Here is a 14,400-nt window from a genome sequence, read left to right on the forward strand (position 1 = left end):
TAAAAACGTTCGAAGAAACGAGGGGGCCCCGGGATGCCGAAGCTGGTCGATCACGAGGAACGGCGGGCGCACATCATCGACGCCCTGCTGCGCGCGGCGGCGGCCGGCGGGCTGCACGCCGTCACCATGCGGTCCGTCGCGACCGAGGCGGGCGTCTCGGTCCGGCTCGTGCAGTACTACTTCGACACCAAGGAACAGCTCCTGCTCGCCGCGCTCACCCGGCTGGCCGCGCGGATGGGCGAACGCGTCCGCGACCGGGTGCGGGCGACCGGCCCCGCACCGGCCGCGCGCGACATCGTCGAGGCCGTCCTGCTCGAAGCCGTCCCCACCGACGAGGAGAGCCGGACCTTCCACCTCGTCTACACCGAGTACGCGGTGCTCTCCGTCACCGACCCGGCCCTCGCCGGGCAGCCGTTCCTGGCCGCGCCCGACGAGATGGAGGCCTTCCTGGTCGGCCACCTGACCGCCGCCCAGCGCTCCGGCGACGCCGACCCGCGCCTCGACGCCCGGCTGGAGGCCGTCGTGCTGCTGGCCGCCTCGGCGGGGCTCGGCCTGAGCGTCCTGCTCGGCCAGCGCACCGCCGAGGACGCGACCGCCGTCCTGCGCTACCACCTCGCCCGGCTCTTCCCCGCCGCCCCGGCTTCCGCTGCCCCTCCCGTCCCTCCCGCCTGAGCTCCGGCCGCGTCAACACGTCGTTGATCGATCGTCTACCCGACCCTGTTGTCCTGCCCTGCGTACGCCTGCACATCCGCACGCGGTCCACCGACAGCAGGAGATCCCCGTGTCCCACCCGTCCACCCGCACCCTCCGTCCGGTCACCCGCGGCCGCACCCGGCCGGCCGCCCTGGCGCTCGCCGTCGCCGTGATCTCGGCGGGCGGCACCACGCTGCTCGCGGCGCCGGCGAACGCCGCGACCGCGGCCGTGGTCGAGCAGATGGTCACCATCCAGGACCGCCAGAACCACCACGCGCTGGCCACCGCCGACGGCGAGGGCTCGCGGATCGTCGCCCGCAACTACCGGGACGCCTCCACCTCGTTCTGGATGTCCAACAAGCCCGGCGACCGGGTCGACTTCGTCCGCAACGTCAACGGCACCGAGCGCGTGCTGGAGATGGACACCCGGGACGGCCGGACCACCCAGTTCATCCACTGGTGGGCGGGCGACAACCAGCAGTGGACCCTGGAGGCCGCCGCCGAGGGCGGCACCTACCTCCACAACGCGAGCGGCAACGGCTGTCTGACGTACAACGGCCTCGACCGGGAGGTCACCGTCGAGGGCTGCAACGGCACCGTCTCCCAGCGGTTCGACCTGGTCGGAGCGGGCGGCGGCACCGGCCCCGGCCCGGGCCCCGGCCCGATCACCTCCGACCAGCAGCGCTTCCTGGACCGCCTGAACGCCCTGCGCGCCCAGTACGGCAAGCCGCCGGTGCGGCTCAACGCGACGCTCTCCCAGACCGCGAAGTGCAACGCCGACCAGATGGACCAGCGCCGGGTCTCCGGGCACTTCTGCAACTCCTCGGGCATCGCGACCGGCCTCGGTTACACCTGGCGCGGCTTCGGAGAGGTCGCCTTCTGGGGGCCCACGAACATCGACGCGGCCGTCGACGGCTGGATCAACTCCCCGGACCACCTGCGCATCATGATCGACAACTACAACGAGGTCGGCCTGGCCCGCACCGGCGCGGCCTCCTGGAACGCCGACTTCGGCACCCGCTGAGCCCCCCACCGGGCCGCTCCCATCCCTCGGAGCGGCCCGGTCCGGTGGCGGCCGCCCTTTCTCAGCTCCGGAGGCGGGTCGCGGTCCGGACGAGGTCGGCGACGGCCTTGGAACGGCTGTGCGGGGGCCAGGCGATGACGGTGGTGACCTCCGGGGCGTCCAGTAGGGGGACGGCGGCGAGGTCGGCGGGCAGTTGGGCCCGGCTGGACTCGGGGGAGACCGCGCAGGCGCGGCCGAGGGCGACGAGCTGCAGCAGCTGCGCGTGGTCGCGGACCTGCGGGCCGGGGCCGGGCGGGTAGGCGCCGTCGGGGCAGGGCCATCGGGGCAGGGGCAGACCGGGCAGTCCGGTGATGTCGGCCAGGTGCAGATGCGGCCGGGCGGCGAGCGGATGACCGGCCGGCAGGACCGCGACCTGGCCCTCCGTGCCGAGTTCCTCGGTGTGGAACCCGGCCGTCGAGTCGAACGGCCGGTGCAGCAGCGCCACGTCGGCCCGGCCCTCGCGCAGCAGTCGCGCCTGCTCGGCCGGGCCGCACAGGAGGACGTCGACGGGCACCGCGCCGGGCTCGGCGGCGTACGCGTCCAGCAGCTCCGCCAGCAGGTCGCGGGACGCGCTGGCCTTCGTGACCAGGACCAGTCCGGGACGGCCGGCCGGGGGATGGGCGGCGCGGCGGGTCCGGCGCTCGGCGGCGTCGACCGCGTCGAGGGCCGCCCGGCCCTCGGCCAGCAGCACCGAACCGGCCTCGGTCAGCGTGACGCTTCGGCTGGTCCGCTCCAGCAGCGCCGCCCCGAGCCGGCGTTCGAGCTGCTGGATCGCCCGCGACAGCGGCGGCTGTGCGATCCCCAGCCGCTCCGCGGCGCGCCCGAAGTGCAACTCCTCGGCGACGGCGACGAAGTAGCGCAGTTCCCTGGTCTCCATCCGACCACGGTACTCCGGATCGATACCCGGGAGGTATCGTCGCCCACCCGATCGGTCTTGGACCCCCGCCGGGCCGCGAGAGCAGCATGGTCCCCATGAGCGAACTGAACGAACGAACCATCGCCCTGGTCACCGGCGCGAACAAGGGAATCGGCTACCAGATCGCCGCCGGCCTGGGCGCCCTCGGCTGGAGCGTCGGCGTCGGCGCCCGCGACGCCGGGCGTCGCGAGACCGCGGTGGAGCGCCTGCGCGCGGCCGGCGTCGACGCGTTCGGCGTACCGCTGGACGTGACCGACGACGCGAGCGCGACCGCCGCCGCACAACTGATCGAGGAACGGTCCGGCCGCCTCGACGTGCTCGTCAACAACGCCGCCATCGTGGGCGCCATGCCCCAGGAGCCCACCCGCGTCGACCCCGCCACCATTCGCGCGGTCGTCGAGACCAACGTCATCGGCGTCATCCGCGTCACCAACGCGATGCTGCCGCTGCTGCGCCGCTCCACCGCAGCGCGGATCGTGAACATGTCCAGCACCGTGGGCTCCCTGACCCGGCAGTCGGCGCCCGACCGGGAGCTGAACGCGGGCCCGGTGGCCGCGGGGTACTCGCCCTCGAAGACCTTCCTGAATGCCGTCACCCTCCAGTACACCCGCGAGCTGACCGGCACCGACATCCTGATCAACGCCGCCTGCCCCGGCTACGTCGCGACCGACCTCAACGGCTTCCGAGGCACCCGCACCCCCGAACAGGGCGCCGCCATCGCCATCAAACTCGCGACCCTCCCCACCGACGGCCCCACCGGCCACTTCTTCGACGACGCCGGCGAAGTGCCCTGGTGACGCGCGGGGCGGTCATCACGCACGAAGCTCCCGGGGTGAGATCCGCCCTCTCCTCGCGCGCACCCGGATGCCGATGCCTGTGAGAAACCTTTGCCGGTCGCTCGGAATGCGCTGAGGGGTGTCTCAGCGAAGTGGGAAGACCGGGTTGCCAGGGAGATTCCCGTCACCGCAGGGCCAGGCGCTGGCTGCGAGCGGGCCGAGCGGGGTGCGGAACAACCACAACTCGCTGTGCAGTGCGACGGCGACGGTCCCCGAGTCGAGCAGCAGCGTGCGGCTCAGGACGTCCTGGGAGTCCGTGGTCGCGAAGTACTCCTCCTCGTCCATGCGTGAGTCGACGGCCGTCAGCCTGCCGTCCCGCCAGAACACGGCGGTTCCCGCAGAGTCGATGGCGGGGTAGGAGGTGTGGTAGCCCGTCAGGGCGGGACCGTCGGCGAGCTCGCCGGTGCCGGTCAGTTCGCGGAACCTTGAACGCGACGGCAGACGGTTCTCCAGTTCGGGACCACGGATCTCCCCTGACGGGCCCACCACCATGGCACCGTGACTGCTCCAACGGGCGGCCTGAACGCCGTCGCGGTCGTAGCGAGCGGTGCTGAACTCGCCGTATCCCTGGGCCCCGATGAGGAACTCCCCAGGTCCGACGATCGCATTTCGGCCCGCCGGCAGGGGCATCGTCGAGCTGACCACGGCGCCGGTTGCCAGGTCCAGGAGGAAGGTCACGCCGATTCCTCCGCGCGGATCCTGGAAGCCGGCGGCCACTCGATCCCCGGACACCAACAGCGGTTCCCAGTGGGCGACGTCGACGGACTCAGGCACCCACGGCCGCTTGGGGCGAGTCTCCCAGCCGGTCTCGACCCCCAACTCCAGCACGCCCGGGTGGGAGACGGGCCCCAGGGTGATCGGTGTCGACCACAGGCAGCCGGCATCGCTGCCGTACCGAGCCACGCGTGGCTCACGATACGGAGCCTCACCGCGGAGCACAGGACGAGCGGCAACCCATGAGATGCAGAAGCCGTCGTCCAGCACCACGAAGGCGCCGATCTCCTCGCCCGCCAGGCACTCCGGGGCGAGCACATCGAGAGTGGCACCCTCGGGATCGACCAGCTCCAGCACAGGGTCTTCCTCCCCGGGGCGCGCCAGCCAGAGCACGCCTTGCGATGACATACGGGATCGGGGGTGCCCGGTTCCGGGAAACGTCCGCCGCCACAGCGTCGCACCGGCTTGGTCGATCGCGGAGAGAGCCGTTTCGAGGATCTCCGACCCGTAGCTGGTGACATAGAGAGGGCCCGCGGAGTCGTGTGCTGCCAAGCCCCAGACCTGGCCCGGCAGGGCTATGCGCGAAGGGGTGATCATGACTCTGCATCCTGCCTCACGACAAGCGCACGGTCAGGTCAATCACCAGGCCCGGCCGCTCGGGGAGGACGTTCACCGATCGGCCCGGCCCCGGCAGGCCCCTCGGCTCGAAGAAGCAGCGACCCGCCGCCCGCTACGACGTGGACAGAGCGGTCAATCGAGCCAGACCTGAGAAGGCCGTGGGAGACCGATTGTTTCGACCTCGGTGGTCAGGTCGCTGTGGGGACGTGGGGCGCTACTGCGACCTGGGTCATCGTCCGAAGCTTCGCAAAATAGGAGGCGCAGTACTCCTCGTTGATCAGAGGAATGATCTTGTCGAGGTCAGCTATGAAGCCCCAGAGGCAGGCGATGCCACTGTCGTCGAGTCCGCCTTTCAGCTCCCTCTGTACGAGGCTGGCGACGTCGGCGTCCAGGAGGACCAGATCCACGCCGTCGAAGTTCACGCCGCGGAAGCCGTCGGGGAACAATGCGTGCAGGTGGTCCTCCCACAGCCGGGCGAGTCCGCCTTCAGGCTGTGCTCCACCCACGTCGGCGGCTGTCGCCTCTGCCGCGGACGGTGGGCGAAGCACCACGGAGACGGCATCGAAGACGGCGCGCAGCATTGCGACGGCCCGGATCGGGCGGAGGGCGGCACTCGACTCGGCGCCCTGTGCGAGCTTGTCGCGCAGCAATCGGCAGCGGTCGAGTTCGACGGCGAGTCCGGCCGTGATGAGCCCTGTGTCGGTGGCCCGCTCGATGAGGACGTGGAGCGGTTCATTCGTGGCCAGACGATCGGCCAGGACGTGCTCCAGGGCGAACAGGGAATGCGTGACGGCGACGGTGGCGAACTCGTACCGGTAGTAGGAGTGCCGGATGAGCTCACGGGAGGTTTCCAGCGCGCTCATGACGTACATCGACGCGCCGCCGGGCAGAACCAGTTCGCCGACCAGGGCGTGCATCTCCGTATAGTCGGGAGCGAGGTCGCGGGCGCGCGGGTCGCGTACCGGCAGGAGGAGCGGGTCAGGCGGCGGTGGCAGGGTATTCACCGGTGCAGTCTTGTCGCCGGAAGGCTGTCGGCGCCATCGGATTTGCTCGGGCGGTTGGTGGCCCGCTGCCGCATGTCGCCCAGGTCTTGGTGGCGGACGGCTGATCATTTTCGGCGACGGTCCGCCGACCGTCGGTTCCGACCGCCGTAGTGGGCGCCTGAGGAAAACAAGCAGGCGTGATTGCTTTTTTTGGCGGAGGGTGTCAGGGTGCTCACCGACGGCGAACGTTGGGCCACCTGTTGGGGGTAGGCGTGCACGTGGGGTCGGGGTTGCGGGGCGGCGGGGCGGTGCTGCGGGTCGGGAATGCCTCGGGGTTCTACGGGGACCGGTTCTCGGCGGTGCGGGAGATGCTCACCGGAGGGCCGCTGGACGTGCTCACCGGGGACTACCTGGCCGAGTTGACGATGCTGATCCTGGCGCGGGACCGGTTGCGGGATCCCTCGCTCGGGTACGCCAGGACCTTTCTGCGGCAGCTGGAGGAGTGCCTCGGGCTGGCGCTGGAGCGCGGGGTCCGGATCGTGGTCAACGCGGGCGGGCTCAATCCCGGGCGACTGGCGGACGCCGTGCGGGAGTTGGCCAAGGCGCAGGGGCTGGACGCGGCCGTCGGGCACGTCGAGGGGGACGACCTGCTGCCGCGGCGGGCGGAACTAGGTCTGCCGGACGGTTTGTTGGCGGCCAATGCCTACCTGGGGGCGTTCGGTGTCGCCGAGTGCCTGACGGCCGGCGCGGACGTGGTGGTCACCGGGCGGGTCACCGACGCGGCGCTGGTGGTCGGGCCGGCCATCGCCCACTTCGGTTGGGGCGCGGGGGACTTGGACGCGCTCGCGGGTGCCGTGGTGGCCGGGCACGTGCTGGAGTGCGGGGCGCAGGCCACCGGCGGCAACTACGCCTTCTTCCGGGAGCACGACGTCACCCGCCCCGGCTTCCCGCTGGCCGAACTGCGGGCCGACGGCTCCAGCGTCATCACCAAGCACCCGGGCACCGGCGGCGCCGTCACGACCGGCACCGTCACCGCCCAACTCCTCTACGAGACCGGCGGGCCGCGCTACCTCGGCCCGGACGTGACGGCCCGCCTGGACACCGTCCGGCTCACCGAGGAGGGGCCGGACCGGGTGCGGATCGACGGGGTGCGCGGCGAGGCGCCGCCGGCCACCCTCAAGGTCGGGCTCAACCGGCTCGGCGGCCACCGCAACGAGGTGGTCTTCGTCCTCACCGGGCTCGACATCGAGGCTAAGGCCGCCCTGGTGCGGCGCCAGTTCGAGGATACGCTGGCGGTCCCGGACCGCCCGGCCGAACTGCGCTGGACGCTCGCCCGCACCGACCGGCCGGACGCCGCCACCGAGGAGACCGCCTCCGCACTGCTCCGGCTCACCGCGCGCGACCCCGACCCGGCCAAGGTAGGCCGTGAACTCGGTCGGGCGGCCGTCGAGTTGGGGCTCGCCGGGTACCCCGGCTTCCACCTCACCGCGCCGCCGGGGCCGGGCGCGCCGTACGGGGTGTTCGAGGCGGTGCACCTGCCGGTGACGGTGGTCGAGCACACCGCCGTGCTGCCGGACGGGCGCCGGGTCGGCATCCCGCCGGTGACGGGGGAGGAAGCCGGCGGGGAGGAGCCGCGGCCCGTGCTCCCCGCGCCGCCCGGCGACCCCGGCCCGACCCGGCGCGCCCCGCTCGGCCGGGTGGTCGGCGCCCGCAGCGGGGACAAGGGCGGCGACGCCAACCTCGGCGTCTGGGCCCGCGACGAGCCCGGCTGGCACTGGCTCGCGCGCACCCTCACCATCGACCTGCTGCGCGAACTCCTCCCAGAGACAGCGGAGTTGCCGATCACCCGGCACCTGCTGCCGAACCTGCGCGCGGTCAACTTCACCATCACCGGCCTGCTCGGCGAGGGCGTCGCCGCCCAGCACCGCTTCGACCCGCAGGCGAAGGCGCTGGGGGAGTGGCTGCGCTCGCGCCACCTCGACATCCCGGAGGCTCTGCTGTGACCGTCCTGCCCACCCGCCTCGACCCGGGCGGCGCCGAGTTCACCGAGAACCGGGCCGCGATGCTCGCCAAGCTCGCCGAACTGGACGCCGAGCACGCCAAGGCGCTGGCCGGCGGCGGCCCCAAGTACGTCGAACGCCACCGTGGGCGCGGCAAGTTGACCGCCCGCGAGCGGATCGAGCTGCTGGTCGACGAGGACTCGCCGTTCCTGGAGCTCTCCCCGCTCGCCGCCTGGGGCAGCGACTACCCGGTGGGCGCCGCCCTGGTCACCGGCATCGGCGTGGTCGAGGGCGTCGAGTGCGTGATCACCGCCAACGACCCGACCGTGCGCGGCGGCGCCTCCAACCCCTGGACGCTGCGCAAGGCCCTGCGCGCCAACGAGATCGCCCTCGCCAACCGGCTGCCGGTGGTCAACCTGGTCGAGTCCGGCGGCGCCGACCTGCCCAGCCAGAAGGAGGTGTTCATCCCCGGCGGCGCCCTGTTCCGCGACCTCACCCGGCTCTCCGCCGCCGGGATCCCGACCGTCGCGGTGGTCTTCGGCAACTCGACGGCCGGCGGCGCCTACGTGCCCGGCATGTCCGACCACGCCGTGATGGTGAAGGACCGCGCCAAGGTGTTCCTGGGCGGTCCGCCGCTGGTGAAGATGGCCACCGGCGAGGAGTCCGACGACGAGTCGCTGGGCGGCGCCGAGATGCACGCCAGGGTCTCCGGGCTGGCCGACCACTTCGCCGTGGACGAGCCGGACGCGCTGCGGCTGGCCCGCCGGATCGTCGCCCGGCTGAACCACCGCAAGCCCGGCCCGGGCCCGGACCCGGCCGCCGCGCCGCCCAGGTACGCCGAGGACGAGCTGCTCGGCATCGTCCCCGGCGACCTCAAGGTGCCCTTCGACCCGCGCGAGGTGATCGCCCGGATCGTCGACGGCTCCGACTTCGACGAGTTCAAACCGCGCTACGGCACCAGCCTCGCCACCGGCTGGGCCCGGCTGCACGGCTACCCGGTCGGCGTCCTGGCCAACGCGCAGGGGGTGCTGTTCAGCCAGGAGTCGCAGAAGGCCGCCCAGTTCATCCAACTGGCCAACCAGCGCGCGGTGCCGCTGCTGTTCCTGCACAACACCACCGGCTACATGGTCGGCCGGGACTACGAGCAGGGCGGCATCATCAAGCACGGCGCGATGATGATCAACGCGGTCGCCAACTCCCGGGTCCCGCACCTGTCGGTGCTGATGGGCGCCTCCTACGGGGCCGGCCACTACGGCATGTGCGGCCGGGCCTACGAGCCGCGGTTCCTGTTCGCCTGGCCGAGCGCCAAGTCGGCGGTGATGGGACCGCAGCAGCTCGCAGGGGTGCTGTCGATCGTCGCCCGGCAGTCCGCCGCGGCCAAGGGGCAGCCGTACGACGAGGACGCGGACGCCGCGATCCGGGCGATGGTGGAGCAGCAGATCGAGGCGGAGTCGCTGCCGGTCTTCCTGTCCGGCCGGCTCTACGACGACGGGGTGATCGACCCGCGCGACACCCGCACGGTGCTCGGGCTCTGCCTCTCCGCGATCCACAACGCGCCGGTCGAGGGCGCACCAGGTTACGGCGTCTTCCGGATGTGAGACCGGAGTAGGGAGGGGAGACCCATGAACAACCGCGTGATCACCAAACTGCTGGTCGCCAACCGGGGGGAGATCGCCCGGCGGATCTTCCGCACCTGCCGTGACCTCGGCATCGCCACCACCGCCGTCCACTCCGACCCGGACGCCGACGCCCCGCACGTGCGCGAGGCCGACGCCGCCGTCCGGCTGCCCGGCGCCGCGCCCGCCGACACCTACCTGCGCGGCGACCTGATCATCGAGGCCGCGCTCGCCACCGGCGCCGACGCCGTCCACCCGGGGTACGGATTCCTCTCCGAGAACGCCGAGTTCGCACGCGCCGTGCTGGCGGCCGGGCTCACCTGGATCGGCCCGAGCCCGGCGGCGATCGCCGCGATGGGCTCCAAGACGGCGGCGAAGCGGCTGATGGCCCGGGCCGGCGTGCCCGTCCTCGACGCCCTCGCCGAACCCACCGAGACCGACCTGCCGCTGCTGGTCAAGGCGGCCGCCGGCGGCGGCGGGCGCGGCATGCGGGTGGTCCGCCGACTCGCCGACCTGCCGGGGGAGTTGGCGGCGGCCCGGGCCGAGGCGGCGAAGGCCTTCGGCTCCGACGAGGTGTTCTGCGAGCGCTACCTGCCCACCGGCCGGCACGTCGAGGTCCAGCTGCTGGCGGACGGGCACGGTACGGTCTGGGCGGTCGGCGACCGCGACTGCTCGCTCCAGCGCCGCCACCAGAAGGTGCTGGAGGAGGCGCCCGCGCCCGGGCTGGACCCGGCGGTGCGGGCCGCCCTGCACGAGGCCGCCGTCACGGCGGCGAAGGCGATCGGCTACACCGGCGCCGGCACCGCCGAGTTCCTGCTCGGCCCGGACGGCCGGTGCTGGTTCCTGGAGATGAACACCCGCCTCCAGGTCGAGCACCCGGTCACCGAGGCGGTCACCGGGCTGGACCTGGTCGCCCTCCAACTCGCCGTCGCCGAGGGGGAGAAGCTCGACGCGGCGGCGCCCGTCACGGTCGGCCACGCGATCGAGGCCCGGCTCTACGCCGAGGACCCGGCACAGGACTGGCGGCCCGCCACCGGCACCCTGCACCGCCTCGAACTCCCGCTGCCGCACGAGGAGTTCACCGGCCGAGGGGTGCGCCTGGACGCCGGGCTCGGACCGGACGGCGGCGAGATCACCGCGCACTACGACGCCATGCTCGCCAAGGTGATCGCCTGGGCGCCGACCCGGGCCGCCGCCGCCCGGCGGCTGGCCGACGCGCTCACCCGGGCCCGGATCCACGGACCCGCCACCAACCGGGAACTGCTGGTCCGGGCGCTGCGCCACCCGGAGTTCCTCGCCGGCCGCGTGCACACCGGCTTCCTGACCGAGCACGCGGCGGCCCTCACCGCCCCGGCCGACCCCACGGAGCGCGAACGGGCCGCCCTGGCCGCCGCTCTCGCCGACGCCACCACGCGCCCCGCCGCGCTCCCGTCGGGCTGGCGCAACCTGCCCTCCCAGCCGCAGCTCAAGCGCTACCGCGCCGCCGACGGAACGGAACTGGAGGTCCGCTACCGGCTCACCCGGGACGGCCTGCGGGCCGAGGGCCACCCCGACACCGTGCTGCTGGAGGCCACGCCGGACCGCGTCGTGCTGCGCACCGGAACGCTCCGCCACAGTTACGACGTGGCCCGCTATCACGATGCTGTCCACGGCGACCGGATCCACGTCGACACCCCCTCCGGCAGCACCGCGCTCACCGCGCTGGAGCGCTTTGCCGACCCCGCCGCCCAGACCGACCCCGGCGCCCTGCTCGCCCCGATGCCCGGCACCGTCGTCCGCACCGCCGCCGCGGTCGGCGACACCGTCACCGCCGGCCAGCCGCTGCTCTGGCTGGAGGCGATGAAGATGGAGCACCGCGTCACCGCCCCCGCCGACGGCGTCCTCGCCGAACTCCGCGCCACCCCCGGCCAGCAGGTCGAGCTCGGCACCCTGCTCGCCGTCGTCCAGCCCGCGTCCTGAACTCCACCACGCCGACACAACGCCGACACAACGCCGAACCGCCCGGAAGGACCCCGTGATGTCCGCACCGCGCACCACCGCCCCCGGCAGCCCGCTGATCGAGACCCCCGAACGCCAGGCCCTGCGCCGCGCCGTCACCGACCTCGGCGGCCGCTACGGCACCCCGTACTACTTCGCCAAGGCCCGGGCCGGCGAGCCCGCCGACGAGCTGTGGGCGGAGGCCGGCAAGGCCGGCTACCTCGGGGTCAACCTGCCCGCCGAGTACGGCGGTGGCGGCGGCGGGATCACCGACCTGGCGATCGTCCTGGAGGAACTCGGCGCCGCCGGCTGTCCGCTGCTCCTGCTGATCGTCTCCCCGGCGATCTGCGGCACCGTCATCGCCCGCTACGGCACCGAGGAGCAGCGGCGCGAGTGGCTGCCGGGCCTCGCCGACGGCAGTCGCAAGATGGCCTTCGGCATCACCGAGCCGGACGCCGGCTCCAACTCCCACCGGATCTCCACCATCGCCCGCCGCGACGGCGAGGACTGGCTGCTGACCGGCCGCAAGGTGTTCGTCTCGGGGATCGACCACTGCGACGCGGTGCTGTTCGTCGCCCGCACCGAGGACGCCCGCACCGGCCGGCTCAAGCCCGCCCTGTTCGTCGTCCCGCGCGAGATCGCGGGCTTCGAGTTCCGGCCGATCCCGATGGAGCTGGTCGCGCCGGAGAAGCAGTTCCAGGTGTTCCTGGACGACGTCCGGCTGCCCGCCGAGGCGCTGGTCGGCGACGCGGACGCCGGGCTGCTCCAGCTGTTCGCGGGCCTCAACCCGGAGCGGATCATGACCGCCGCGTTCTCCCTCGGGCTGGCCCGCCAGGCGCTCGGCCGGGCGGTCGAGTACGCGAAGACCCGCACCGTCTGGTCCACCCCGATCGGCGCGCACCAGGGGCTGGCGCATCCGCTCGCCCAGTGCGCGGTGGAGATCGAGCTGGCCCGGCTGATGACCCAGAAGGCCGGTCTGCTGTACGACGCGGGGGAGGACCTGGCCGCCGGCGAGGCCGCCAACATGGCGAAGTACGCGGCCGGGGAGGCCGCCGCCCGGACCGTCGACCAGGCGGTGCAGACCCTCGGCGGCAACGGCCTCACCCAGGAGTACGGCCTGGGCGCCCTGCTGGCCGCCACCCGGGTCGGCCGGGTCGCGCCGGTCAGCCGGGAGATGATCCTCAACTACGTGGCCCAGCACACCCTCGGCCTGCCCAAGTCCTACTGAGGCACCGAACCCCCTCGCCGAACCCACGTCACCGCACGGAGGTCAGGTGCGCGAACAGCACGGTGTTGGACTCGTACCCGGTGCGGCGGTCGAACCTCCCGCCGCAGGTGATGACCCGCAGCTCGGCCCGGTCGGTGCCGCCGTACACCAGCGCGTCCGGGAAGTCCTTCTTCGGGAAGACCCGGACGGAGTCCACGGTGAACACCGCCGTGCGCCGGTCCTTGCGGGTCACCTCGACGGTGTCGCCGGGGCGCAGCAGCCCGAGCCGGTAGAACACCGCCGGACCGCTGCGGGTGTCCGCGTGGCCGACGACGAGCGCGTTCCCGGCGGCTCCGGGGGCGGCCCCGTCCCGGTACCAGCCGGCCAGGTTGCGCTGGTCCACCGGCGGGGAGGCGAGCGTCCGGGTGGCGGTCAGCCCGACGCCGACCACCGGGGCGTCGACCGCGATCGCCGGGATCCGGATCCTGGTCGGCGCCGAGGCCCGCATCGGTCGTGCCGCGGGAACCGGCGCGGGGGTGGGCGTCGACGACGGGGAGGCGGCGGGCGCGGCGGAGACCGCGGCCCGCCCGCTCGGCGCCGGTGGCATCGGCGGCCCGCCGCTCCCGTCGGCACCGTCCCGGACCAGCCACACGCCGCCCGCCGCCAGCACCACGGCGGCGGCCCCGGCCGCGAACGGGCCGGGGCCGCCGCGCCGTGCATGGCGCGGACGGTCAGGACTCGGCATTGCGTCCGTTGCGACGGCGCAACGCGCGCAGGCCGAGGACGGCGGCACCGGCGAGCAGTCCGGCCCCGCCGAGCACCTGGGCGGTGTCGGTACCGGAGGTGCCGCCGCCGCCGGCGCCGACCCCGCCGTGCGGGCCGGTGGGCTTGGGCGAGTGGACGGGGGTGGGCCTGGGTGAGGGGCTGGGCGAGCCGCTGGGCGAGGACGAGGGAGAGGCGGTGGGCGACGGTGAAGCGGTCGGTGACGGCGAGGAGGTCGGCGAGGGGCTGGAGGTCGGTGAGGGCGAGTTGGTCGCGCACAACACGTCGAAGACCTTCTGCTTCCCGGTGCCGGTCTCGCCGACGAAGGTCCAGACGAGCTTGTAGTGCCCGTCCGGCAGGGTGTAGGTCGAGGTGGTGCCGGTGCCGTTGGTCAGCGTGATCGAGCCCGCCAGTACCAGTGCGTTGCCGGTCGGCGGCTGCTGCTCGATGGTCCAGCTCACCAGCTGGAGGGTGTCGAAGTTGAACGCGTCCAGATAGAACTGGCAGACCTTGGAGTCTTCGTTCTGGCTGTCCACCGGGGTGCTGCTGGCGTGGACCTTGATGTCGCCGTTGTCGCCCGGCGCGGCCAGCGCCACCGGCGCCGCGCCGAGGGTGAGCGCGGCGGCGGCGGTCGCCGCGGCGAGCAGCCGACGGGCGGACGGCAGGGGATGGGAGGTGGTCACGGTGAGGTGCTCCAGTGTCCGGGGCCGAACCCGGGAGGCGGGCGGCCGTGATGAAACACCGTCCGGCCCGGCGCCCCCGACGGCGGCGGCGCCACGCGCAGCGCACCCCCGGTATTCCCCGTGACGGCCCAGTGCGGCCACGCGCCGCACCGGCACCCTGGCGGCCTCGAACGGATCGTCGCATCATCGTTCTGGCATCTGACCGAATCACCACACCCGGGGAACCCGCCGACCCGCCCCGACCTCGGCGTTCGCCGGGCCGCGCCACCCCTGCGCCCCGCGCGCTCCGCCAAACGTCCGTCACTATGGCGCACCACCCGCCCACTGTCCGT

General features: G+C 73.3%; 12 protein-coding genes. 7 read left to right on the forward strand and 5 right to left on the reverse strand.

Translation table 11 applies throughout. From position 1 onward, the window contains the following. Positions 1 to 33 precede the first annotated feature (33 nt). The gene (locus AB0N76_RS09775) at positions 34 to 672 is read left to right on the forward strand and encodes a TetR/AcrR family transcriptional regulator (protein WP_363555042.1); all 639 of its coding nucleotides are present in this window, start codon (positions 34 to 36) and stop codon (positions 670 to 672) included. A 109-nt stretch (positions 673 to 781) separates the two neighbouring features. Continuing rightward, positions 782 to 1,717, forward strand: a complete 936-nt coding sequence (locus tag AB0N76_RS09780) for a CAP domain-containing protein (RefSeq protein WP_363555044.1) — start codon at positions 782 to 784, stop codon at positions 1,715 to 1,717. Positions 1,718 to 1,778: 61 nt separating this feature from the next. On the opposite strand, the gene AB0N76_RS09785 is transcribed toward AB0N76_RS09780, so the two are convergent. Continuing rightward, a complete protein-coding gene (locus AB0N76_RS09785; RefSeq protein WP_363555046.1) occupies positions 1,779 to 2,633 on the reverse strand; it encodes a LysR family transcriptional regulator in 855 nt (284 codons plus the stop codon). Between the two features lie 95 nt (positions 2,634 to 2,728). Here AB0N76_RS09785 and AB0N76_RS09790 point away from each other — a divergent pair, with 95 nt between their 5' ends. Continuing rightward, the gene (locus AB0N76_RS09790) at positions 2,729 to 3,469 is read left to right on the forward strand and encodes an SDR family NAD(P)-dependent oxidoreductase (RefSeq protein ID WP_363555048.1); all 741 of its coding nucleotides are present in this window, start codon (positions 2,729 to 2,731) and stop codon (positions 3,467 to 3,469) included. Positions 3,470 to 3,592: 123 nt separating this feature from the next. On the opposite strand, the gene AB0N76_RS09795 is transcribed toward AB0N76_RS09790, so the two are convergent. Both AB0N76_RS09795 and AB0N76_RS09800 read right to left on the reverse strand, forming a co-directional pair. After that, complete coding sequence (locus AB0N76_RS09795; RefSeq protein WP_363555050.1) at positions 3,593 to 4,819, reverse strand: hypothetical protein; 1,227 nt, start codon at positions 4,817 to 4,819, stop codon at positions 3,593 to 3,595. 209 nt (positions 4,820 to 5,028) lie between these two features. Beyond that, entirely contained in the window at positions 5,029 to 5,844 is an 816-nt protein-coding gene (locus AB0N76_RS09800) for a hypothetical protein (RefSeq protein WP_363555052.1), read from the reverse strand. A gap of 287 nt (positions 5,845 to 6,131) precedes the next feature. Between AB0N76_RS09800 and AB0N76_RS09805 the strand changes: the two genes are divergently transcribed. Genes AB0N76_RS09805 through AB0N76_RS09820 form a run of 4 tightly spaced genes read left to right on the forward strand, consistent with a single transcriptional unit; the run spans position 6,132 to position 12,644 of the window. Then, positions 6,132 to 7,826, forward strand: a complete 1,695-nt coding sequence (locus AB0N76_RS09805; RefSeq protein WP_363555138.1) for an acyclic terpene utilization AtuA family protein — start codon at positions 6,132 to 6,134, stop codon at positions 7,824 to 7,826. Then, complete coding sequence (locus AB0N76_RS09810; protein WP_363555054.1) at positions 7,823 to 9,421, forward strand: carboxyl transferase domain-containing protein; 1,599 nt, start codon at positions 7,823 to 7,825, stop codon at positions 9,419 to 9,421. Before AB0N76_RS09805 ends, AB0N76_RS09810 begins: the two co-directional genes overlap by 4 nt. A gap of 24 nt (positions 9,422 to 9,445) precedes the next feature. Further along, entirely contained in the window at positions 9,446 to 11,398 is a 1,953-nt protein-coding gene (locus tag AB0N76_RS09815; RefSeq protein ID WP_363555056.1) for a biotin carboxylase N-terminal domain-containing protein, read from the forward strand. 58 nt (positions 11,399 to 11,456) lie between these two features. Next, entirely contained in the window at positions 11,457 to 12,644 is a 1,188-nt protein-coding gene (locus AB0N76_RS09820) for an acyl-CoA dehydrogenase (RefSeq protein WP_363555058.1), read from the forward strand. Positions 12,645 to 12,672: 28 nt separating this feature from the next. Here the strand turns inward: AB0N76_RS09820 and AB0N76_RS09825 are convergent, their stop codons facing one another. Then, the gene (locus AB0N76_RS09825) at positions 12,673 to 13,368 is read right to left on the reverse strand and encodes a class F sortase (RefSeq protein ID WP_363555060.1); all 696 of its coding nucleotides are present in this window, start codon (positions 13,366 to 13,368) and stop codon (positions 12,673 to 12,675) included. Then, positions 13,355 to 14,068, reverse strand: a complete 714-nt coding sequence (locus AB0N76_RS09830; RefSeq protein WP_363555062.1) for a hypothetical protein — start codon at positions 14,066 to 14,068, stop codon at positions 13,355 to 13,357. The genes AB0N76_RS09825 and AB0N76_RS09830 overlap by 14 nt, the downstream gene beginning before the upstream one ends. Between the last annotated feature and the right edge of the window lie 332 nt (positions 14,069 to 14,400).

This window comes from Kitasatospora sp. NPDC093806, from assembly GCF_040683335.1.
Taxonomy (GTDB): domain Bacteria; phylum Actinomycetota; class Actinomycetes; order Streptomycetales; family Streptomycetaceae; genus Kitasatospora.

What these genes read in the sequence shown, in the direction of transcription:
- AB0N76_RS09815 (WP_363555056.1), top strand. Translation starts at nt 9,446, where the DNA reads ATGAACAACCGCGTGATCACCAAACTGCTGGTCGCCAACCGGGGGGAG.
- AB0N76_RS09790 (WP_363555048.1), top strand. Translation starts at nt 2,729, where the DNA reads ATGAGCGAACTGAACGAACGAACCATCGCCCTGGTCACCGGCGCGAAC.
- AB0N76_RS09825 (WP_363555060.1), bottom strand. Translation starts at nt 13,368, where the DNA reads ATGCCGAGTCCTGACCGTCCGCGCCATGCACGGCGCGGCGGCCCCGGC.
- AB0N76_RS09820 (WP_363555058.1), top strand. Translation starts at nt 11,457, where the DNA reads ATGTCCGCACCGCGCACCACCGCCCCCGGCAGCCCGCTGATCGAGACC.
- AB0N76_RS09775 (WP_363555042.1), top strand. Translation starts at nt 34, where the DNA reads ATGCCGAAGCTGGTCGATCACGAGGAACGGCGGGCGCACATCATCGAC.
- AB0N76_RS09785 (WP_363555046.1), bottom strand. Translation starts at nt 2,633, where the DNA reads ATGGAGACCAGGGAACTGCGCTACTTCGTCGCCGTCGCCGAGGAGTTG.
- AB0N76_RS09795 (WP_363555050.1), bottom strand. Translation starts at nt 4,819, where the DNA reads ATGATCACCCCTTCGCGCATAGCCCTGCCGGGCCAGGTCTGGGGCTTG.